The 22,335-nt window shown below is 50.8% G+C and carries 17 protein-coding genes; 7 read left to right on the top strand and 10 right to left on the bottom strand.

From position 1 onward, the window contains the following. Window positions 1-20: 20 nt before the first annotated feature. Together L2731_RS01380 and L2731_RS01375 are read right to left on the bottom strand one after the other, a co-directional pair. Window positions 21-365, bottom strand: coding sequence for a PAS domain S-box protein (locus L2731_RS01380; RefSeq protein WP_249251533.1), 345 nt, complete (start codon window positions 363-365; stop codon window positions 21-23). Next, window positions 353-1,777: a flavin monoamine oxidase family protein gene (locus tag L2731_RS01375; protein ID WP_249251532.1), complete on the bottom strand. Its 1,425-nt coding sequence runs from the start codon at window positions 1,775-1,777 to the stop codon at window positions 353-355. The genes L2731_RS01380 and L2731_RS01375 overlap by 13 nt, the downstream gene beginning before the upstream one ends. A 2,046-nt stretch (window positions 1,778-3,823) precedes the next feature. On the opposite strand from L2731_RS01375, the gene L2731_RS01370 reads away from it, so the two are divergent. From L2731_RS01370 to L2731_RS01355, 4 genes are all read left to right on the top strand, one after another. Beyond that, window positions 3,824-5,587 (top strand): hypothetical protein, encoded by a 1,764-nt coding sequence (locus L2731_RS01370; protein WP_249251531.1) that lies wholly within the window; start codon window positions 3,824-3,826, stop codon window positions 5,585-5,587. 427 nt (window positions 5,588-6,014) lie between these two features. Next, window positions 6,015-6,764 carry a hypothetical protein gene (locus L2731_RS01365; protein WP_239851514.1) on the top strand — a complete coding sequence of 250 codons (750 nt, stop codon included), beginning with the start codon at window positions 6,015-6,017 and terminating at the stop codon, window positions 6,762-6,764. 198 nt (window positions 6,765-6,962) lie between these two features. After that, a complete protein-coding gene (locus tag L2731_RS01360; RefSeq protein WP_239851513.1) occupies window positions 6,963-7,646 on the top strand; it encodes an RDD family protein in 684 nt (227 codons plus the stop codon). A 27-nt stretch (window positions 7,647-7,673) separates the two neighbouring features. Then, window positions 7,674-8,693 carry a hypothetical protein gene (locus L2731_RS01355; protein ID WP_249251530.1) on the top strand — a complete coding sequence of 340 codons (1,020 nt, stop codon included), beginning with the start codon at window positions 7,674-7,676 and terminating at the stop codon, window positions 8,691-8,693. A 122-nt stretch (window positions 8,694-8,815) separates the two neighbouring features. On the opposite strand, the gene L2731_RS01350 is transcribed toward L2731_RS01355, so the two are convergent. Then, entirely contained in the window at window positions 8,816-10,525 is a 1,710-nt protein-coding gene (locus tag L2731_RS01350; RefSeq protein ID WP_249251529.1) for a proline--tRNA ligase, read from the bottom strand. 118 nt (window positions 10,526-10,643) lie between these two features. Here L2731_RS01350 and L2731_RS01345 point away from each other — a divergent pair, with 118 nt between their 5' ends. Together L2731_RS01345 and L2731_RS01340 are read left to right on the top strand one after the other, a co-directional pair. Continuing rightward, window positions 10,644-11,066, top strand: a complete 423-nt coding sequence (locus tag L2731_RS01345) for a hypothetical protein (RefSeq protein ID WP_249251528.1) — start codon at window positions 10,644-10,646, stop codon at window positions 11,064-11,066. A 119-nt stretch (window positions 11,067-11,185) separates the two neighbouring features. Continuing rightward, window positions 11,186-11,458, top strand: coding sequence for a hypothetical protein (locus L2731_RS01340; RefSeq protein ID WP_239851506.1), 273 nt, complete (start codon window positions 11,186-11,188; stop codon window positions 11,456-11,458). 171 nt (window positions 11,459-11,629) lie between these two features. Here L2731_RS01340 and L2731_RS01335 read toward each other — a convergent pair whose 3' ends face one another. Next, a complete protein-coding gene (locus L2731_RS01335; RefSeq protein WP_249251527.1) occupies window positions 11,630-13,354 on the bottom strand; it encodes an AMP-binding protein in 1,725 nt (574 codons plus the stop codon). 214 nt (window positions 13,355-13,568) lie between these two features. After that, window positions 13,569-15,122, bottom strand: a complete 1,554-nt coding sequence (locus L2731_RS01330; protein ID WP_249251640.1) for a M28 family metallopeptidase — start codon at window positions 15,120-15,122, stop codon at window positions 13,569-13,571. A 467-nt stretch (window positions 15,123-15,589) separates the two neighbouring features. Between L2731_RS01330 and L2731_RS01325 the strand changes: the two genes are divergently transcribed. Continuing rightward, window positions 15,590-15,823: a hypothetical protein gene (locus tag L2731_RS01325; protein ID WP_249251525.1), complete on the top strand. Its 234-nt coding sequence runs from the start codon at window positions 15,590-15,592 to the stop codon at window positions 15,821-15,823. Window positions 15,824-15,832: 9 nt separating this feature from the next. On the opposite strand, the gene L2731_RS01320 is transcribed toward L2731_RS01325, so the two are convergent. From L2731_RS01320 to L2731_RS01300, 5 genes are all read right to left on the bottom strand, one after another. After that, window positions 15,833-16,462 (bottom strand): acyltransferase, encoded by a 630-nt coding sequence (locus L2731_RS01320; RefSeq protein ID WP_249251523.1) that lies wholly within the window; start codon window positions 16,460-16,462, stop codon window positions 15,833-15,835. Between the two features lie 2 nt (window positions 16,463-16,464). Further along, complete coding sequence (gene tsaA / locus L2731_RS01315) at window positions 16,465-17,202, bottom strand: tRNA (N6-threonylcarbamoyladenosine(37)-N6)-methyltransferase TrmO (RefSeq protein ID WP_249251522.1); 738 nt, start codon at window positions 17,200-17,202, stop codon at window positions 16,465-16,467. Window positions 17,203-17,243: 41 nt separating this feature from the next. After that, window positions 17,244-17,660 (bottom strand): Rcs stress response system protein RcsF, encoded by a 417-nt coding sequence (rcsF, locus tag L2731_RS01310; RefSeq protein WP_249251521.1) that lies wholly within the window; start codon window positions 17,658-17,660, stop codon window positions 17,244-17,246. Window positions 17,661-17,737: 77 nt separating this feature from the next. Then, entirely contained in the window at window positions 17,738-19,006 is a 1,269-nt protein-coding gene (locus L2731_RS01305; protein ID WP_249251520.1) for an amidohydrolase family protein, read from the bottom strand. Next, entirely contained in the window at window positions 19,006-22,116 is a 3,111-nt protein-coding gene (locus tag L2731_RS01300) for an amidohydrolase family protein (RefSeq protein WP_249251519.1), read from the bottom strand. Before L2731_RS01300 ends, L2731_RS01305 begins: the two co-directional genes overlap by 1 nt. Window positions 22,117-22,335 lie beyond the last annotated feature (219 nt).

Here is a 22,335-nt window from a genome sequence, read left to right as displayed (position 1 = left end):
GGCCCCAGTTAACACTTCACTTAGTCTTCATCTAGTCTTGGAAGTGTTATGTCTGCTGGTGTTTCGATAATTGCAGTGACAACATGACTTCGTTCCGTTATGCATAACTCAACAGGCAGCGTATTTCCATCAACCCGACGAGCGTCTACCTGTAGCCATGAGCCCATTGCTTTTTTGGTGCTTTTTTTATTCCATCGCTCCCATCCCGCATTGTGTCGCTCGCGATGCTTAAACGGTATAATTTCGATAACTGGCTTACCGATTAATTCTTTAATTTCCCACCCTAATATTTTTGTAACATCACCTTCGAGCTCTACAATTTTACCATCAGTATCGGAGGTAATTGTCATTCTTAATCTAACCATGGAATTTCCTCATAAGACTGTGTTATTGCATATACGTTTTTCACTGCTGAACGTATTGCTGATTCAATCCACCTGCGATGTTTTCTGTCATAGGTTTCGCCGGCGAACCAAACTCGCCCAACTGGTTGCAATAATCTCTGATAATGTTTGCTGGTCATCTGATGCGGCTGAAATAATCCACCTACTCCACCAGCATGCTGATCATTTCCCCAGTCATGCGCTACTCCTCCCTCAAAATATTGATGTGCCTCTGGATAAATTGAAACCACATCGTCAAGTACTCTCAAAATTCGCTCTTCCGGGGATAAAGACGCCATTACCATAGCATCTGCTTCCCAAGTATAAGAGCCAATAATTTGTCCTCGCTCACCACTTCCTTGCCCAGCTACCGTAAATACAATATTTCGACTCGGTAAGTCTGTAATACACATTCCCCCATTAGTTCCAATTCTATCTTCCCACCATTGTTTGGAAAATTGCAGGAAAACCTTTGCAGCCCTACCGGCGTAGGCTGACCTCACCGCTTCACGTTTAGGCCCATCCATACCTTCTATTTTGATATGCCGTAAGACTATTGGTGGTGGAGTCATCACTACAGCGTCTGCCTTATAGGTATGCTCTTTACCTCCTATTAACACTGATACCTCTGCCTTGGAGATTGTTTGTTTTACTTCAGTGACCCTTGCGCCATATTGAATGAGGCCAGATAACGGTTCTGCCATCCGATCGCATAGCGTACCAGCGCTTTCCTTGAGGTATGTCAACTTACTACCAAAAGCATCCTCTCGAACATACATGGCCCACTCGGCAAAATTAAATGCCATACGCCCTTCTATATTGTTTAATAACGCTATTGCGGCGATCTCTGAATCAGTCAGATTTTGTTCGACAAGATAGTCTCGAATGGAATAGCCGTCATACTGATTAATAAACGCGTAATATGCTTCATCTTCATCTTTTATGTCATCAAACACCTTGAATGCTGGTGCCATCGTTTTTTCCATTAGCTCAGAGAATGACTGTTCCACATCAAACCCCATATCCCTCAACGTCACACTATTGATTTCACTCGTGCGACCATTCAAGTTGACTTCTTTATATGATAGTGGGAAGGGCAAAACTGTCATGCCATACTGCTTAAAAAGAGTATGTGCATGGATGTGACCTGGCGCATAACGCATACCACCTAGCTCAGCATAACGGCCATCAGGATAAAAATGAGTATAAAGTCGCCCACCATTACGTTGTTGGGATTCAAATATCCTTACATAATGCCCGGCATCCTTAAGAAGGTTGGCCGCTGTTAAACCAGCTATACCGGCGCCAACGATAATTACGTCCTGCTTTGAACTGGCAGGCAAGCCTTTGCGCAGAATCTCGACGGTATTCAATCCATCGATAGAACTAGTCATAATTTAGGCCTCCAGAAAAATGGCATTGATTCGATTATGGTTGTCAATTTAAGTTAGTCACTATTTGTAAAGCTGAACATAGGTGAAACAGCCAACTAATCACGCATTTTGTTTGTTAATTATTGGTGGGATATTTATGAATTGCCAATGATTTTCTAGATAATTTAGAATGGACAGTGTTCAGTAAATGAGCAAGAAAAAGTGGAATGGCCCGTATTTCATTGGCACCTTGATGCCTCAAAGTGAGGCGATTCAACTTACTTCAGGTTAGAGGCGCTATTTTATGAGGCTATCACCAAGTCTGAGCGTGCCTATTCATCACAGAAAGGGAGTTTTTGTGAGAAGTGTTTATTTATCTTTATCCTGCTTTTTCATTCTCAAACAGTTAGTGCGGCGGATCTTATCTTTGATGCCTAGGTGAAAAGTCAGCGTGATTGTTTCAGCAGCGTATCTGCAGACTATGATGTGTGGCGTGGGGCTATTGAGGCGAAACGTAAGAAGTGTGTTAAATTTGCAGAGGCACTGGCTGTGAGGGGATGCAGCGTTTGGAGTGATGTTTGGTGAGCATAGGTTTAACGACTCCGATAAGTTGGTTTATACCCTGGTGACAATCACTTTCTAACCCATAGTAAGGCAGAGGCCAACCAAGAGATTATCGGCTGGTTTAATCGGTATTTGTAGCGCCTCTGTTTTTAGAGGCTCTGTTTTTAGAGTCTGTTTTTAGAGCCAGTGCTTAGAGACCTTGTTTTTAGAAAAACTATTCTCGAGAGTTTATGTATAAAGAATTTAGTTTTAAAGAACTTTTTGATGACTGATGTGTAGAAATCTGTCTTTGTATCCTTTTCTCTATCAGATGATGATGTAATTTACCAATTATTATGAAGTGTCTTTAAATTATTGGGTATTTATGAAAGCTGTAGTTGTAATGTTTGTTTGGTGTGATTTGTTTCTTAAGTTAAATATTGAGGTTTTATAAGGTCTGTTCTCTCGATAAATCTAGTATTGATTTTTATTCCTTCATTAAAGAGGGGAGTGTTTATTCATGTTGATATTGATTTTATTCAGTCCTTTTGAGAATGGAATGATCTATAGTGTTAATACTGTGTCGGTTGGGTGTTAATATCTTTTCTTGGTTAAAACAGCTGATGCTTATTAAGGTGTTAATTAAGCTTGTGTCATCTTAGGCGGTATTCCTTTTACATTTTAAAATCTTCTTGCTCAACCAGATTTAGTTATCGCTAAATCATCTTAAATGTGGCTGTTCCTTTTTGTGCCAGTTTCTATATAAATTCACACCCGCTTGCTCTAAGTTCAGACATGACCTCTATCTCACTGTTTAATGCTCCCTTACGTCATCTTCATGTGAACATCTAACCGTTAATCTTTTTAGTTTTTTAAAACAACCGCTTGGCGTGTGATAGTGCACTTTAAATATAGTCGTTTAGGAAATTCATGACCCATACAACACTATTTGTTTTCATAAACTGATAGGGGAGTAAGTCATTAATAGTTAATGGATCTTTTCTGTAAGTGCTGCCTACCTAATTAAGGTTTTTCTGTAGTAAAAAAATCTTATGAATTTTTATGGAAACAAGATCTGCCTCATAAAATGAACGATATCCTTAGTGTAAGTTCAGCAAATATAAGTAACAGGTTTGTTAGTCATTATTTAAAAGGTCGCTGAATGTATGCCTACTCAGATTGTTATATTTTAACGTGTGTTAAATAAGCAGTCTGAAATATAGATAGCTTCGAGCGTAACACGTCGGCTTGCGACTCGAAATATAAAGTAAAACGCCGACAATCATAGCCGTTACCCACGGTTTTAATTTTGGAAAAGACAATCGTTGAATTGAGTCTTTCAGATAGGTGCACCCTTAATAAATGTGATGCTGTGAGTGACTGTTGCAGACAGTATTTTTTTAAGCAGCCACTTTACCCTATTAGGGATGACCGACACTGAGTAGATGAAGACTCTAGCCTGTACTTTAGCGAGTTTGTTAATTCCATTATTAACGTTTAATAAAAATAAAATGGAGTAAGATGATGAGTAACACTAAAGTATCGGGATGTATAGGCTTGCTAGCCTTAGTCCTTACGCTTCCGGTCTCCGCCGGAAAACCTATAGATAACGATGGCGATGGTTATAACGCCGGTTTAGATTGTAACGATAACAACTCACTGGTCTGGGAGCTCAACTCCTGTGGCGTCTGTGAAGTAGAGCCCTCAGGTGGCTGCAATGCTTCCAATCCGCACTCTGATCTAAGCTGGGACGATTATCCTACGGCTTGTATAAACTGTCATGATGGCGGGATCGCGGGTACCCAGTACGAGGAGATGTTTGGCTCTACCCACTACCAATGGACGGGTGATACACCGGATATGGTTAATCAGGGAGGAACCCTGCAAGGTAAGTTGACCAATGCGGTTAACAGTTACTGTATCAATATCGAGGGAGACTGGCCCGTTTGTGGCTCATGCCATGCTGGCCGAGGGGTCAAGCCTGGCGAGGGTGACACCAAGGCCAATGTCGACTGTCTTATGTGCCATAACAAAGACTACGCGCTAAATCGTGTGAGAAAACCAGACGGCAGCATGGGGCCATCGGACGGTACTGCGCAGACAACTCTCGATGCCTATGTGAAAAACATCGCGGCACCGAGCAGAACTAACTGTCTTAAGTGTCATGCCTATGCCGGTGGTGGCGATGGTGTGAAGCGTGGTGATATCTCTTCTGCCTTGATGGGCAATTCAGATATGCATTTTGACGTGCATATGAATGTTGCCGGTGCAAACCTCGAGTGTCAGGACTGCCATAAGTTTGAAAGCCACAGAGTGATAGGTAAGGGCTCAGATCTTCGCCCGACCGATGACATAGTTCGCGGCGCCGAAGTGACCTGTAGCAGCGGAACTTGCCACCAAGGTATGGATTCGGGCTCGGGTCATGCTGCCTCAGGCCGACGCGGTGAACCCGATCGCCATGTGGCCAGAGTGGCGTGTCAGTCTTGCCATATTCCCACCTATGCAAAAGATTTAGGTGATCCTTCACACGTGCCGACAGAGATGAACAGGGATTGGCGCTTCCACCATGATGGCACACCGGCCGATGGTGTTTCAGGTGCGGGTCATCCCCATACCGATAAGCTGGCCAACCAGACACCAGAATTTAAGTTCTGGAATCGTAAGAGCGATAACTATCTACTTTATGATTTGGGGGTTATCGATCCCCTCACCGGACGTTATCCAACGTCTCGCCCTATGGGAGACGTGAATGACGGAAAGCTAACGCCGTTCAAGTACAAGACAGCGACACAGCCTATGACGGTCGCCGATGAGCGTATGATTGCTCTCGATACTTTCGAATACATCAAAGGCTCGGGTGACGCCGTTACCGCAATCGAATCTGGCTTGGTTAACATGGGCTACCCAGTTAATGAACCCTATAAGTGGATAGAAACAGATACCTATCAGGCGATCAACCACGGTGTAAACCCTGCCAGTGATGTTGCAGCTTGTAGTCAGTGTCACGAGGAGACGCTGGACTTGACCACAGACTCTAAGCTCGATGCCATGGGCTATCGACTCAAGGGGCCGAAAGAGCAAGTATGTGCCCAATGCCACGATGGTAGTAAAAATCTACCGCGCACCTGGGATCGCATGCACAATCATATTAATAAAGGTACTACAGGCATAGGTTGTAACTTCTGTCACGATATAGAACGTGTCGAGCGTAACCTATGTGACCCTTGCGACTCATCCTGCGCCGCCGAATATGTCGATAACATTGCTTATCCGCATCAGTGTAATTAGGTCAAGATTGCTCAATAAACATCGTTGAGATAAAGGCTGGCACTCAGGTGTCAGCCTTTTTGTTTTGAATAATGTCGAGAGGCTCTAGGCTGGCGGCACTTCAAATCGGACACATAGTTATGCTGATTTGAAGCGGTACCAGCTTAAAAAATGGTCGTTACTCTATTTGCACACATGGTGTGATTTAAACAGGTTAATTCTGGCCCATGAGGTAGGTTGCATTATAAATATGTAATTGACTAGACCTATTCAAGGTCAAATCACTCAAGCTCGCTTGAACCTGAGCTAGTGCAGTATGTGATTTTGGTTAAGCATCAACAGTTATGTTAATCAGTATATAGAAAGTAACGATTCCTATTTGCGTAAATTTAAGTTAGCAACTAGTTTGTGATGAGGATGATTTATCAACACAACAGAGGACGTTACCATGGGTATGATACGCGACAAAATTAAGGAACTCGATGAATCTAAACAGCTTACTGATGAAACGAGGGAGTTGATCAATAGTCTTATGGATTTGGCTCAAGAAAAGGCCAACACTATGGAAAACGAGATCAAGCTGGCCATTCTTGGTGCAGGTAAAGATTTAGACCAAACTATCCCAATCGATTCATATTTACGTTCTGATATTAGAACTGCAGCATCGACTAGCGACAGCGTAGGTTTCGTAGATAAAGCCAAAGAACATATAAACAAGCTATCTGAAGGTGGGAAATCAAACATCATTGATGGTGTTTGTGGCTTAGTCGGTGAGGCCGTTGAGATGTTTTTGGGGTCTTCCTCTGCGGGGGGCAGTACTATGAAAGCCTATTATATTGTCCCTGGCGATTTCGGTCAGCTTTTTAGACTCGATATTCGGGGCTGGAAACGAGATGTTGAAGCTACGAGTATTAAGACAAAAGTCGAAAAAGTTTCTGCATATTGTGCAGTATTTTCCGCAGTTGATATGACTAAGATTTCATTCTCTGTTTTCATGGCATTTTATGGCAAGCAGTTAAAACAAATGAAGTTTTCAGAAGAGCAGGCTGTAGAGGCCCTTAAATACGCCAAGAGTATTATTGATGAGTGGAAAGCTTTGAATGTTAATGAGACTGAGCTAAAGGCCTATCTAGATCCAGGGTTTGCGGCTGCCGATTATAAAGTTGAGTCTTTGCCTGCTAGCGTTAACATTATGTAAGTTATGCGAGTTAAGAAATGCCCAGCCCTTGCTGGGCATTTCTTAGTTAGATTTGTTTTTCAGTTGTTACCTTTCATTAGCTCCAGAATAGTCAATTCGCTAGTCCTTAAAGAATTGTTCCTTTTAAGATAAAACGGTATGCTTCGCGCGCTTATCGTTAAGATTTCAGCGCAACAAAAACAACATCATAGATAGGGAATGAGTGAGTTAATGGACTACGCACCGGATTTTTCAACATACTCCTACAAGGAATTATTAGAGGCCGAAAGGTACATAAACCGGGAGGAGTATCCTGAACGTTACGATAGAGTCGTAGAGCTGCTCAAGGATCCCGGCCGCTGGCCAAAAGAGCAGGCCGAGGATGTAATCGGCATCGAAGGTAATAAATACGCAACCTTTTGGCCGCGCTTCTGGGCGGCAGTCATAGATGGCTTACTCTTCGGCTTGATATTGATTGTTGAACGTCTGATCTTCGATATCCAACTCAATTATGACGATAAGTTGGTGCAGGCGTTAAATGGCGTTCTATTTGGCGTTTATTCCCTTTTGATGCATGGTTATTTTGGTCAGACAGTTGGCAAGATGATCATGGAGGTCAAGGTGGTCGATCACCTGAGCGAAACCGACATCGACCTATGGCAGGCATTTAGAAGAGAGTCGGTCAATTTAGCGCTGAGCATCTTAGGCGCCCTGTTAGTAGCCGCCTATCTGATGGTGATGGCGTCGGTCGGCAAGGTCAGCCTGGGCCTGTCATTCGTGGTGATTGGTTTTACCTTTATCTCACTGAGCTGGGATCTGTCAGAGTTTGTCACCATGTTGTTTAACGATAAGCGGCGCGCGGTGCACGATTTTATCGGTAAAACTGTTGTGGTGCGTATTTAGATGCGGCGGCTAAGAAGTCTTTAGTCTATGAGTATTCCCCTCGAATCTGCGCCGCGCGCCGGCGATAGCCTGATGCTAAACGGTCGACCGGTTTATTTTCTTGCGCCGCTGCCCGTGATGTCACTCCCAGATGACCCCTTGCTCCCCCCTGAGCTGATTCTGCAACACGATGAGGTGACACTGGATCTCGGCCAGGGTAAGGCCGACAGAGACCTTGCCTTTCAGACGCGCTTCGTCATTTTTATCTTGTATCTCTTCGGCGCGATTTTTATCGCGGCGGGCATGCAAGAGGGTGAGTTGGACAGCTTGGCGTTCATGCTAACCCTGGCACTATTATCGATTGTAATGCTGGCGGCCCTGTTGGGGTTTGGCTGGCAAGTGATTCGCCGACGACGGCGGCCAACGATACGTTTTAATCGTCAGCGGCGCGAGCTCTGCTATCGAGATGCTGTCAGTGGCGCGCCGCGTTTCGTGCCCTGGGAGTCTGTGGTGGCCTATGTTCATGGCGGCACGGCACTGGGTGCCACGGCCATTGGCCGACCGATAAAGATGGAAGATCACAGCCTGCGCCTGGCGGAGTATCAGGCGCACGACGGGTTGCTGCATAATTTCTATCAGGGGGAGGGCTACATGGTAGTGAACTTCTCTCTGGAAAATTGGGAGGCGATCCGCCGCTTCATGGAGGAGTCAAAGGAGAATTGGCTAAGGGTAGACCCCTTACCCGATAGCCAGGGTTTTCGCCGCAGACGTCGTGACCTGTGGCAGCGCTTTAAGGCCAATCCCAATAAGCGCTGGCTGCATATTAATCTGCGCGATTACAGCGAGTCCTGGTTGACTATGGGCGCCTATTATCTGTTTCATCTGCTGTCTTGGTGGCAGCTACCTTACTCAGTTTCAGCCTGGTATTTGCGCCTCGCCGTGGTGAGACCCTGGCCTGATGTGGTAGCAGAGTGGTCTCAGCCTCTGCCTCAATCGCAGTGGGCCCAGCCCAGCGAGCAGTATCTTGAGGCACGCGCCGCATTTTTAAAGACGCAGCAGGCGGCATAATTGGTGAGATAGCATTATCAGATAGCATTATCAGATAGCACATACCACATATAAGCCCTTAAAAGGGCAATAAAAAAGCCCGGCAGTTGCCGGGCGTTTTATATTCGAGTTCTGTAAGAGTCTTACTTGGCAGACTTGATGAAGTCGACGATCTCTTCGAATGGGATCTCTTGCTTCTCGCCGGTGCGACGGTTCTTGTATTCGAATACACCGTTGTCTATGTTGCGCTCGCCAATCACGATGACGTGTGGCAGACCAATCAGCTCCATGTCGGCAAACATCACGCCTGGACGCTCTTTACGATCGTCGAACAGGACTTCGATGCCGGCATCGTTAAGATCGCTGTATAGCTTCTCGGCCATATCTTTAATGCGATGTGACTTGTGCATGTTCATCGGCAGGATGCCTACTTTGAACGGAGCGATGGCGTCTGGCCAGATGATGCCGCGATCGTCGTGGTTCTGCTCGATGGCGGCGGCCACGATACGGCTCACGCCGACACCGTAACAACCCATCAGCAGGGTCTGTGCCTTGCCGTTCTCGTCCAGTACGCTGGCGCCCATGGCTTTAGAGTAGTTGGTGCCCAGCTGGAAGATGTGACCCACTTCGATGCCGCGTAGCAGGCCGATAGTGCCCTTGCCACATGGGCTAGGCTCACCTTCGATAACGTTACGCAGGTCGGCAACCTCTGCCTGTGGCAGGTCACGTTCCCAGTTGATGCCCACATAGTGCTTACCGTCTTGGTTGGCACCGGCGGCAAAGTCGCTCATCACGTTGACGCTGTGATCTACATATACTGGGATGGTCATGCCAACAGGGCCGAGTGAGCCAGGGCCTGCACCCAGTGCGTCGCGGATCTCTGCTTCACCGGCCATCTCAAATGGTGCAAGTACGGCATCGAGCTTCTCGACTTTGACTTCGTTCAGCTCATGGTCGCCACGAACGATCACGGCCACCAGAGGTACCTCTTCGCTGGCGCCCTTAACGATAATGGTCTTGATGGTCTTCTCGATGGCGATACCGTGCTGCTCAACCAACTCTTCGATGGTCTTGGCGTTTGGCGTGTCGATAACGCTCATTTCCATGGTGGCGGCGCCACGAGGCTCGGTAGGCATTGGCGCCTCGGCCTTCTCGATGTTGGCGGCGTAGTCACTTTCGGTCGAGTAGGCGATCAGGTCTTCACCGCTGTTGGCCAGCACGTGGAACTCGTGTGACATGCTGCCACCGATAGAACCTGTGTCGGCCAATACCGGGCGGAAAGCCAGGCCCATACGGCCTAAGATGTTGCTGTAGGCTGTGTACATGGCCTGATAGGTATCATCCATGGTCTGCTGATCCAGATGGAAAGAGTAGGCGTCTTTCATCAGGAACTCGCGTGAACGCATCACGCCGAAACGGGGACGTACCTCGTCGCGGAACTTGGTCTGGATCTGATACAGGTTCAGCGGCAGCTGCTTGTAAGAGCTGACCTCTTTACGAATGATGTCGGTGATCACCTCTTCGTGGGTTGGGCCCAGTACGAAGTCGCGGTTATGTCTGTCTTGGAAACGCAGTAGCTCGGGGCCAAATTTGTCCCAACGGCCGGTTTCAACCCAAAGGTCTGCCGGTTGCACCATGGGCATCAAGATCTCAACAGCACCTGCATTGTTCATCTCTTCGCGAACGATCGCTTCGACTTTGCGCAGCACACGTAAGCCTGACGGCAACCAGCTGTATAGGCCTGAAGCGTTACGGCGTATCATGCCGGCGCGCAGCATTAATTGATGACTGACCACCTCAGCGTTTGCTGGGGTCTCTTTTTGTGTTGAAAGCAGGTACTTGCTAACTCGCATTCCCAATATCCAGTTGTGTGATGAAATAGGTCGACATTTTAGCACCCTGACGTTTGATGTCACCTAGTTTGTTGGCCTGGCGCCGTGGCAGATTTTTTTCGGCCAACTAGTGATCAATATGGATAAATTGCGTAAAGTATTGGGCTTTTCGAAGCTGGCTATCGGCAAGATAAAGTTAGCTAAGCAGGTCGATAAAACGAGAGATAAAAGGCCAGATAACAAGGTAGAGAAAAACATGGAAGTGATCGCGCAAATTTATCCCGACCGTATCGTGGTGAGTCATGGCTCGCAGCAGCAAATGTTTTCACCCCAAGCACCTTTTACCACCCGGCGCCTGCTGGTGGGCAATTTTGCCCCTGCCGAGCAGTGCCTGAAAGCGGGTTTAAAGCAGCTGGGTTGCTTCGGGCTGTTTAAGCGGCCAACACTGGTCATCCAACCTATGGCCATGTGTGAAGGGGGGCTGTCTGAGGTCGAGGAACGCTGCCTGATGGAGCTTGGCTTGAGCGCCGGTGCCCGTGATGTAAGGATACAGGTAGCGTAAGCCTAGTTGCACAAGGTTTGATGCCAATGGATGCTGGGATGAGCAGGCGATAGTCAGCTGTCGCTAACGGCTGTTATATTAAGGGCCGTATTTTTAGGAAAGTTGTATTAAGGATAGCCATGAAAGCAAAAGTTATTATCGTCATCGCGCTGACCCTGGGCGCCTTGGTTGTTGTGCCGAAGCTCGAGACCACCTATCAGAAGGCGACTCTGAGCAACGACAAGGGGGAGACGGTGCAGTGTGAGGTGAGTTGGACCGGATTAGGCTTCGGTGAAACCCTGTCAGATGGCAAGTATCAAGCCTGTATCGACGACTATATCGATCAGGGCTATGTGATCAGCCGCAACGAGAAACGGGTAGAGAAGGTGGGTGCCCATCTGCTGAGTCTCTAACATTAGCCTGTAAACATTAGCCTCTAAACACTAGCTCTAACATTAGCCTCTAAACATTAGCTTCTAAGCACTAATGTTCTAAACATAAGCCTTTAAAAATTAGATTGGCATCAAGCGCCAGGCAAAAAAAAGCCAGCCTAATCTAGGCTGGCGAAGGGCTAGCTGGGATCGCTAGTTGCAGTTGATTGCCTCATACAGCTCCTGATACATCATCTCGCGCATCTTGAACTTCTGGATCTTACCGGTCACCGTCATGGGATACTGCTCGACAAACTTGATGTATCTCGGGACCTTAAAGTAGGCAAATTTCTCGGTGAGGAAGTGACGTATCTCCTCCTCGGTGACGCTGGCGCCCGGTTGCACCTTGATCCAGGCGCACACCTCTTCACCATATTTCTCGCTCTTCACACCGAAGATGGCGGCATCCTGCACGTCTGGGTGGGTGTAGAGCTTCTCTTCGATCTCTCTCGGGTAGATGTTTTCGCCGCCGCGGATGATCATATCCTTGATGCGACCGACGATTTTCACATAGCCTTCGCTGTCCATCTCACCCAGGTCGCCCGAATGGAGCCAGCCTTCGCTGTCTATGGTGGCGGCGGTCTTCTCGGCATCGTTCCAGTAGAACTGCATTACGCAGTAGCCTCGGCTGCACACCTCACCGGGTTGGCCGACGGGGAGCACCTCGCCGAACTCATCGACTATCTTCACCTGGGTGTGGGCCAGGGCACGGCCGACCGTGGTGACGCGTTTCTCCAGTGACGAGCCGATCTCTGTCATGTTGTTGATGGGGCTGCATTCCGTCTGGCCATAGCCTATCAACACCTCTTTCATATACATGAGATCTTGCACCCTGCGCATCACCTCTTCGGGGCAGGTGGCGCCTGCCATCACACCGGTGCGCAGCGAGCTGAGGTCGAAGCGCTTAAATTCGGGATGCTCCAGCTGGGCGATAAACATGGTCGGTACCCCATGCAGCGCGGTGCAGCGCTCGGCCTCGACCACTTCAAGAGTAGTCAGGGGGTCGAAGGAGTCGCTTGGGTAGATGGCCGAGGCGCCCACAGAGATGCAGGAGAGGTTACCCAGCACCATGCCGAAGCAGTGATACAGGGGCACAGGAATACAGAGTCTATCCTCCAGCCCAAGGCGCATCGCGTTGGCGACCAGCAGGCCGTTGTTCAAGATGTTGTGATGGCTCAGGGTCGCGCCCTTGGGGCTGCCGGTAGTACCCGAGGTAAACTGGATATTAATGGCATCGAAGGGGGAGAGCTGCGCGGCGGTGTCTTTGAGCGCCTTGCGGTCGCTCTCGGTGAGCGGACGCTTGAGATGGTTGAAGTTGAGCATTCCGGGAGAGGCTTCATCGCCCATGCGGATCACAAACTCCAGGCTCGGCAGGTTGGCCGACTCAAGCTGTCCAGGCAGGCACTGCTTTAGCTCTGTTGCCAGCTCGTAGAGCATGGATAGGTAGTGGCTGGACTTAAATTTCTCGGCGCAGATGATGGCGCGGCAGCCCACGTTGTTGAGGGCATATTGTAGCTCCTCTGGGCGATAGGCCGGGTTGATGCACACCATGATGGCGCCAATCTTGGCGGTGGCAAACTGGGTCAGGCACCACTCGATATTGTTGGGTGACCAGATGCCGACACGATCGCCGGGCTTGATGCCGATGGCCAGCAGGCCTGCGGCCAGTTCGTCGATGTGGGACTGATATTCCTGGTAGCTCCAGCGGATCCCTTGATGATGCATGACGATGGCGAGTTGGTCGGGATGGCTGGCGGCCATCTGATCCAGATAATCGCCTATGGTTTGTTCGATGAGCGGCGTGCTGGTGTCGCCGTCAAATTGGCTCAGTTGTAGGGGAAATTGGTTCTCAGTTGCAAATGTCGTTACAGCAGACATAGAGCCTCCGTGCATAGGGTGTGTCGATAGCGGTCTGAAGACACACTACTCAAAGTGTGAGGTTTCTCACAAGCAAAGAATGGCGTTTATAGACTAAAGAACTAAGTTGGCCGCGGGGGATAGATAGAAAGGTGAAACTAGGGTTTTATTGAATAAAAACAATATGAAAAAGGAGGCCGCGGCCTCCTTTTGTCGGTAAGTATCATGGCTATGGCTAGCGGCCGTCCTGGGCGCGGCGGGTCTTAAAATCTGACGCCTCGAGCCACTTTGGCCAGTCGTCATTGTTGGCTAGCTTCTCTAGAATATCGCTGATGAGCGCCAAATCTTGCTCGACGCCACCGAGGGTCCAACTTGGATCATAATCATCGGCGCCCTGGTGATACTTGTGGGCGATATAATCAGGGTCGGTATCTCCCAGGCTCATGAACATCAGCCCGGGGACTCCTTGCTTGGCCAGGGCGAAATGATCCGAGCGGAACATCAGGCCATTTTGCGGTCTGGGATCGGCCTTTACCCAACGCCCTTGGGCCTTGGCGGCTTTGTCCAGGTAGTTTTCCAGCTCAGAGACCCCTTCACCATAGCGAAGTATGTAATCTACTTCCTTGCCGACATTCATGCCGTCTATGTTGAGGAAGGCGACCAGCTGCTTGGTGGGCACTGGTGAATTTTCGGCGAAATACTGGGCGCCGATGAGGCCGGTTTCCTCGGCGGTGAAGGCGCTGAACAGCATGGAGCGTGCAGGCGGCTGAGTAGCGCTTAGGTCTTTAAAGTGACGCGCCAGCTGCAGTACACCAGCTACGCCTGAGGCGTTGTCTACCGCGCCGTTGTAGATGCGGGTCTGATCTTCATGGACCGTCTTACCCAAGTGATCCCAGTGGGCGTGCATCACCAGCCACTCGTCCGGGCGTGTCTTGCCCGGTAGAAGACCGGCGACGTTATAGGAGGTGGCCAGCTCGATATCGTTTTTCACCTCTAGATTGGCCTTGAGTTTTAGCGATCGCGACTTAAAGCCTGGCTTGGCGGCGGTGAGTTTGAGCTTGTCGTAATCCAGGCCCGCGGCGCTGAAGATCTTCTGCGCCACCTCATGTTGGACCCAGCCCATGACGCCTATGTGGGAGCGGTTCTTCTCCTTGTCTACCAGGGTGTATTTGGTATTGGTGTTGCTGTTTTGCACCACGTTCCAGCCATAGGCGGCGGGAGCGGTTTCATGGATGATAAATACCGCCTTGGCCCCCTGTCTGGCAGCCTCTTCATACTTATAGGTCCAGCGGCCATAGTAGGTCATGGCGTTGCCCTTGAAGACTTGTGGGTCCTGGGTGGCAAAGCCTGGGTCATTGACCATGAGGATCACCGTCTTGCCTTTCACATCGATACCGGCGTAGTCGTTCCAGCCGTATTCGGGGGCGTTGATGCCATAGCCGACGAAGACGATTTCGCTGTTATCCAGCTTGATGCTCGGCTGGATCTGCTCGGTGCGGGCGGTGAAGTCGCTGCCATTGTTAAACACCAACTCGCCTACCTTTAGCTGCATATTCTGATCGGCAGTGATTTTAGCTATGGGCACGCTCTGGCGATAGCTGTCGCCAAAGCCTGGTGCTAACCCCATCTTCTTGAAGGCATTCTCAAGATATTCCACCGTGAGGGTCTCGCCCTGTGAGAGTGGACCGCGGCCCTCAAACTCATCGCTGGCGAGGGTTTGCACATCCTGACGGTAGCTTTGTTGGTCAAAGACGAAGGGGGCGGCACTGGCGGCCGGTAGCAGCAACAGGCCGAGTAAGCCCAAGAGGCGTGGGGTATTCACAGACGACTTCCTTTTGTGATGTTTGTTTTATTATCTGGTGCTCGCTGCCATGGGTAATGGCAAACGATCAATACCAATCAGGGTAAGTAAGTGATCAGCAGTAGCGTAGGAAAAACGGTCAAAAACAAGGCATGATTTTTCGATAAGTAGTTATTCTACAATCAAAAATAGTAACGCCGTTATCGGACGTTTTAACAAGCTAGCATGATCAGTTATTTACTACGATTGGTATTATCATCATATGTGCATCAGAAAGGCAGATGCAAGAGCAGTAGAGTGAGTGCTGCAAAGATCTGTTAAGTTTGTTTGCTTGTTAAAAAAATCTGCTTTAGCTTTAAGCTATTGATGAATGTAGGTTTGCCATTGTTTGGCGCTATTCATGTTAGTGGATTCAGGGAATGACGATGAAAGTCACTTGGGATAAGGAAAAGACGATGAAAGCTACAATAATCGTGCTGATGGCAAGTGTCAGCTTAGGGCTCATGAGCGGCTGCGCCAGTAATAAATCTCTCGATCAGACCTTCTACGATGGGGTTAAGAAAAGCGCCGAGTCGCGGCCCAATAACCCGGATAATCGCGTGGAAGATAAGGACTTAGGCGGCGGAGTCGTCAACGTGATTTTCCATGGTACCGGTAAGCTGATCCACGGTGATGGCGCGACTAAATAGTGCGGCCGTTTATTTCTTATCGCGCCTGTCGCCTATAACGCGGGCCGGATTACCGGCGACAATGGCGTAGTCGGGCACGTCTTTGGTGACGATACAGCCCATGCCGATCACGGCGCAGTCACCTATGGTCACCCCATCGACTATCCCCGCCTGGGCGCCGATCCACACATCTCTGCCTATGACGATCCCCTTCGACTGACTGCTCTGTTGATATATCGGCGTGTCCGGGTGCATGCCGTGGTTGAAGGCGTAGATGGTGACATTGTTGGCGATGCGGGTTTGATCGCCAATCACTATCTTGCCGCGCCCGCCGTCCAGGGAGCAGCCATGATTGATAGCCACCTCGTTACCCATGACGATGGGGCCGTGCAGGAAGCTGTCGGCGGCGATCATGCAGCGATCACCGATCAGGATATCCCGGCCCGGCTCGGCAAACAGTTTCGCCTGGGGCGCGATAAAGCACTCCTTGCCTATGCTCACGGTTTCAACGCTCATCAGCGCTTGCTGCACCTCATCCTGCCAGGGCTTGGCCCAGACCAGATGCTTTGGCTTCAAGGAGAAGTAGAGCCAGGGCATGTAGGCCAGGCGCTGCTTATGTTGCTCACGGTAATCCACCTGGTTAGCTAATGGGGCTTGCATGATTAATCTGTTTCCCTAAGGGCGTCGGGTTGCACCGGGCGCACCGCATCGACCAAGATCCCTGTCTCATCCACATGCCAGAGGATATCCAGATCATAGAGGGCGACCTGATAATGCTTAGGATCTTCCTTGACCTTCTTGTAGGCTGGGCGGGGATCCTGCGCCAGCACCCCTTCGATAATGGCCTTGAGGTTGGGGTACTTGTCACTGGAAAGCTTGTCTAGCTGTCCCAGCACCGCATCGCTAAATCGGACATCGATCAGCACTGGTGCCTCGTGGGCAATGCCTCCGATGGCTCCCTCGATGGCGTCGGAAAAGGGGATGTAAGGCTTGATATCCAGAATTGGCGTGCCGTCTAGCAGATCCATGGCGGAGATCTCAAGCTCAACCTTGCCCTTACGCTGGTGGATGGCGTGCAGCCTAACCACAGACTGGCCTATGCCGTTGGGGCGAAAGGTAGAGCGGGTGGCAAATACCCCCAGCTTCTCGTTGCCGCCCAGGCGCGGCGGCCTGACCGTGGTCTTCCAGCCTTGGCTCAGGTTTTCATGGAAGGTGAACAGCAGCCAGATGTGCGAGTACTGGGACAGGCCGCGCACGGTATCGATATGGTTATAGGGAGGCTGCAGCTCGACGAAGCCTCGGGCGGCGGTGACCAGCCCCGGCTGTCTGGGAATACCAAATTTCTGCTTATAGGGAGTGCGGCAGATAGCCACCGCCTCAATTTCACGCTTGAGTGTCATGGTAAAGACTTATGTTCACGCTATTGCGCAGGGCGCTAAAACTACTTTTCTGTGGTGGGCAACAATATGGCCTGACCGACGCACAGGGCTTGGCTAACACAGGCCTTGCTCGGCTCCTCGATGAGGGCGCAGCGCTTGATGATCAGCCCGTTGGCGCCTTTATCGGCGGCGGCGCGGCGGGCCATGGTGCGGGCCTCGCTGACCGATGCCGGCACATCCTGGGCGCGCTCCTGACAAGATTCACCCTCGACCATTCCCTTGAGCTCATAAGGACCCTTAGGTTGAGTCTCTTGAAACAGCTGGACCTCACCGGCCTTGAAGTAGTCGTCGATGGCCTGACCATCTAAATTGCTGTTGAAGGTGTATTCGCCGGCGCAGCCACCGAGCAGCAGGGCAGAGAGCAGCAGGACAGACTTAGGAGCCGTTTTCAGAGCAGTGGTCAGGTCGGAATTAGTCATGATTTGGGCCTGTATTAGGAAGAGAGCTCAAAACTGGCCAATAACCGGCCAGTTTTGAGTCGTTTAGAAGCAAAAGTCTAACGCTTTAGGTACTTTTGATAAAGTTGTTGTTGGCGATTATTGAGATCTATTTGGCGACCGTCGATAAACACAGCGTCTATCTTGCTCGCGGCGGGATCGAGAATGTCGCCCTTGGAGAGCACCAAGTTGGCACGATACCCAACGGCGATGGCGCCCATATCATCCACGCCTAAGATCTTGGCCGCATCCAGGGTGATGCTCTTAAGCGCCTCTTCCTTACTCAGGCCATAGGCCGCCGCCTGACCGGCCGCAAAGGGCAGATTACGGGCATTCCAGTCGCCGCTAAAGCCGATGGCAAAGGGCACGCCCGCCTGTTTCAGCAGGGCTGGGATCTTAAAGCTCATCTCTACCGGCTCATCCTTGCGCATTGGCAGGCTGAGGGTGCGATTGTAGATCACCGAGGCGCCGATCTCGCCCAGCTGATCCGCCAGGCGCCAGGCGTCATAGCCTCCGACAAACACCAGCTTGAAGCCATAGGGACGGGTCATGGCGATGGCGCGCTCTATCTCTTCGCTGCGATTGGCGTGGATAAACAGGCTCGCCTTGCCCTGATACAGGGGTAGCGCCGCCTGCCAGCGGTTGTCTATCTTTTGCACCGTGCCTGCCTTGTCGGCCAGATAGTAGCGGTAACCGGCCTCGAGCTGCTCGGCTAATCGGGCCATCTGTGCATCGAGTCCCTTAAGCTGCTTATCGGCGATCTCCTTGTCCTTGGAGAGATAGCGGATATTGGGCCAGTAGAGATGAAATTGCGGCGCCGTGATGACCAAAGCCTCTTCCACCGTCCAGCTGTCGAGGGAGACCAATGAGGACTGGCCGGCCAGGGCATCGCCCTGAGGCACCACCTGGGCATGGGTGATACCGTTGACCCTGATGGTTGGGATAAGCTCCGAGTCGGGATTGAAGGCACTGACGGCCAGTAGCTGCGGGTTGCTGTCACCCACCTCGAAGGCGTCGTTGCTGGCGCGCATCATCTCCACCTCGACGATGCCGATAGAGGTGTCCAGTGCGATAAGCCCAGGGTAGAGATCTTGCCCGCTGGCATCGATCACCTTGGCACCCTCTTGTGAGAGCTGTTGACCTATGGCGACTATCTTGCCCTTGTCGAACAGTACGTCGGTGGCATCCAGCACGCCGTTAAGGGCGGTGTGCACGCGGGCGTTGTGGATCAGTATCGGCTGACTCTGGGCGCTGGCGGGTACCATGTCGTGGGCAATCGCAGTACAGGAGAAGAGGCCTAGGCTAAGGGCAAAGAGTGTCTGCTTCATTAGAATGCCTCCATGAATGCGTGGTTGTGGGCGCTAGATTGCTGGGCGCTGTTTTGGTTCATGGCTTTATGCTCGCTAAGGGCTGTGCCCCAGGCATTGTAGTGGGTATCGCAGTGCCACTGGGGCTCGCTCTTCTCTTCTGGTATCTCGCCGGGGACCTCGGGTTTATCCCGGGTCAACACCGCCTGGATCAGTGCGGCGCGCTCCTGCTCGACTTCATGTTGCGCCTGCTTATCCTGCTGGCGGTCGAAGTAGCGACGACCGCCCACCCAAGTGTTCTCTACCTTGGCATAGACGGAGAGGGGAGAGTCGCTCCAGAGCACCAGGTCGGCCTGCTTGCCTTCTTCCAATGAGCCGGTGAGCTGGTCGATCCCCAGCTGTTTGGCCGGGTTGATGGTGACCATGTTCCAGGCGTCAGTTGGCGACATATCGCAATACATCATGGATTTTGCCGCCTCCTGGTTGAGGCGTCTCTGCATCTCATAGTCGTCCGAGTTGATGCTGGTGAGCACCCCCTTGTTGTGCATCAGGCAAGTGTTCTGCGGTATGGCGTCATAGACCTCGAACTTGTAGGCCCACCAGTCGGAGAAGGTGGAGGCGTAGGTGCCATGCTTGGCCATCTCCTCGGCCACCTTGTAGCCCTCCAGGATATGGGTGAAGGTGCCAACCTTAAATTTGTAGGCCTCGGCGAGGCGCAGGAACATCAAGATCTCAGATTGCACATAGGAGTGAATGTGTACCTGACGATCGCCACGTAGCACCTCGGCCACCGCCTCGAGGCGATAGTTTGGCTTAGGCGCTACCTGCTTGCGTTGCTGACTGCTGCGTAGGCGATCATAGTCGGCCAGGGCCTTCTCGTAGGCGAGCGCCTCGTTGAAGGCTTCCTCAAATAGCGACTTCACCCCGATGCGGCTCTGGGGGAAACGGCGGTTGTAGTTGTCGCCCCAGTTGGCCTGCTTGACGTTTTCCCCCAGGGCAAACTTGATGCTGGCGGGGGCTTGTTTGAGTTTCATCGCCTCGGCGCTCTCACCCCAACGCATCTGGATCACCTGGGCCTGACCGCCTATGGGGTTGGCGCTGCCGTGGAGGATTTGTGCAGTGGTTACACCACCCGCCAGGGCGCGGTAGATGGCGATATCGTCTGGGTTGATCACATCGCCGATACGCACCTCGGCGGTGACTGCGTCGGTATCTTCATTGGTGCCGCCGTTAAGGGCGATGTGGGAGTGCTCGTCGATAATACCTGCGCTCAGGTGTTTGCCGGTGGCATCCAGGGTTTGGTAGCCAGATGGCGTCTTGAGAGACTGGCCTATCTTTTCGATACGGCCATCGCGGATAAGCAGATCATAGCCTTCCAGTACCCCCTGCTGGCTCGAGGTCCACAGGGTAGCGTTTTTGATATGCAGGCGCTCAGCCTTGGGCTGCGCCGTTAGGCCGTAGGCGGTGTTGGGCTGAGTGAGTTTGGAGATGAGCGCCTTGGCAGGTTTCTCCTGCTCGGATTCATCTTTGTGCTCTTGTGCCATGACCACACCCGCGATTGGGTGTTGGCGATTACTGTTGTCGAGCATCCTGCCGTGAATTCCTTGGGGATCGAACCAGAGGGTGAAGCGGCTGATGCCTGGGTAACCCGCCTCGCCGAGATTGGCGTTGAAGGTCAGGCGTTCATTGGCATAATTAAGGTCGCTCAGGGTTATCTCCTGCTCGCCGCTGGCCAGGGTGCCGCTGAGCTTGTCGTCGTCGACCAAGTCCAGATCTAGGGTGAGCTCGCCCAGCGTCAGCTGATAGCCTTGGCCGAGCCAGTGTCTGTCGCGAGGCACCTTCTGTGTCTCGCTGCCCTGTAGCCAGACGCTGACAATTTTGCCTTGGGTAAAGATGTCGCCATCGGTCACTACCAGATCCGCCATGAAGCCGGGCTTTAGCTTGCCGCTAAAGGTAGAGATGCCCGCAATTTCTGCCGCCTCAGTGGTGAGGGCCGCCAATGCTGTCTCTTGGCTCAGCCCTTGTTTGACCGCCTGTCTGAGTCTTGGCCAGAAGGCGTCGGCCTTGATGCCATGCTGGGTAAAGGCGAAGGGGATCTTGGCATTTTCCAGCGCGTGTGGATTGCTCGGCGCCCGCTCCCAGTGGCGTAGATTAGCCAGGCTTATCTCTCTCTCCTTGTCGCCATCTTTAATATTGGGGGCCGCGGGAAAATTGAGCGGGGCGATAATACTAAAGCCGGTGGCCTTGACCTCGTCGATGCGGGCATATTCTCGTCCGCTGCCCACCAGGCTTGCCGATAATTTAAATTCGTTCATTAAGTGAGCGGCGCGCAGCAGGCTATTTAAATTCTTGGTTTCAAATATGGCCGGGTGTTTGTCTATATCACCCAGGCGCTGCAGCGCGATATTAAATTCGATATTTTTCTCTTGGGTAGCCGAGTCGGCTTTATCTATATTGGCGCTATACCAGTTGGCATCGGCCAGAGTTTGTCGAATAAGCGCGATACTGCCCATTAATGAGTTGGGGTAATCCTGAATCGAACTGCCTTTATCGAAGGCGAGCAGGTGACTGGATTTTGCGCGATAAATAATGTCATTGGCTTTTAAGGGGGCCAGTGAGATAGTTGCGGCCCTGCCTCTGAATATGCCGTCTAACATACCGGTTTGTACGCTGGTAAACCCATTATCAATCCATTGCTTGGCCGCTTCCTGGTCCGGATATATATAGTTAAACCACTCTTTTTCAGCGTGAATTGCACCATTATCGGCATTGCCACCTATGCGTTTAATTTCATAAACCGGGCGGGCCACTTTCTGCTCGTCATATTTAAAGTCGATGCCGTAATTGGTATACGGGTCGATAAAGCCGGGATAAATATGCTTACCTGTCATGTCGATGACATAGGCATCTTCGGGTATTTTGTCATTGGAGATAATGGCTTTAATTTTATTATCTTCAATTAACAGGGTGGCATCCTGTTTGGTTTCGCCGGGGGCGATCATCAAGGTTGCATGGGACAGCGCGGTTAATTTTGGCGTGTTATCTGTTAACTGAGCGTTTGCTATCGCGGACGGGCTCGCCAAGAGGCAGGCCACCAGACTCGCGGACACTGAGAGGAAATGGATTCGCATGGCGTTTAATTATTATTGGCTGGGATCAAAAGTAGCTCAAGATTATCCCATATTATGAACAATTTCCAAGCATTGAACTGTATCGGTTTATGTCAGGCTCCTGAGAAATAGCGGCTTGGCAAACACTCGGCATAAGTTGAGAAAGGGAGGCTGGAAAATCATTCGGAAAAGCATTGGGGAAATGACTGAATAATGGTTGAGAAAATGCAGAGGAAAGGG

The organism is Shewanella aquimarina (assembly GCF_023349185.1).
Taxonomy (GTDB): domain Bacteria; phylum Pseudomonadota; class Gammaproteobacteria; order Enterobacterales; family Shewanellaceae; genus Shewanella; species Shewanella aquimarina.
The sequence above is the reverse complement of the archived record's forward strand: the minus strand, read 5'-3'. Positions and strand labels throughout refer to the sequence as shown.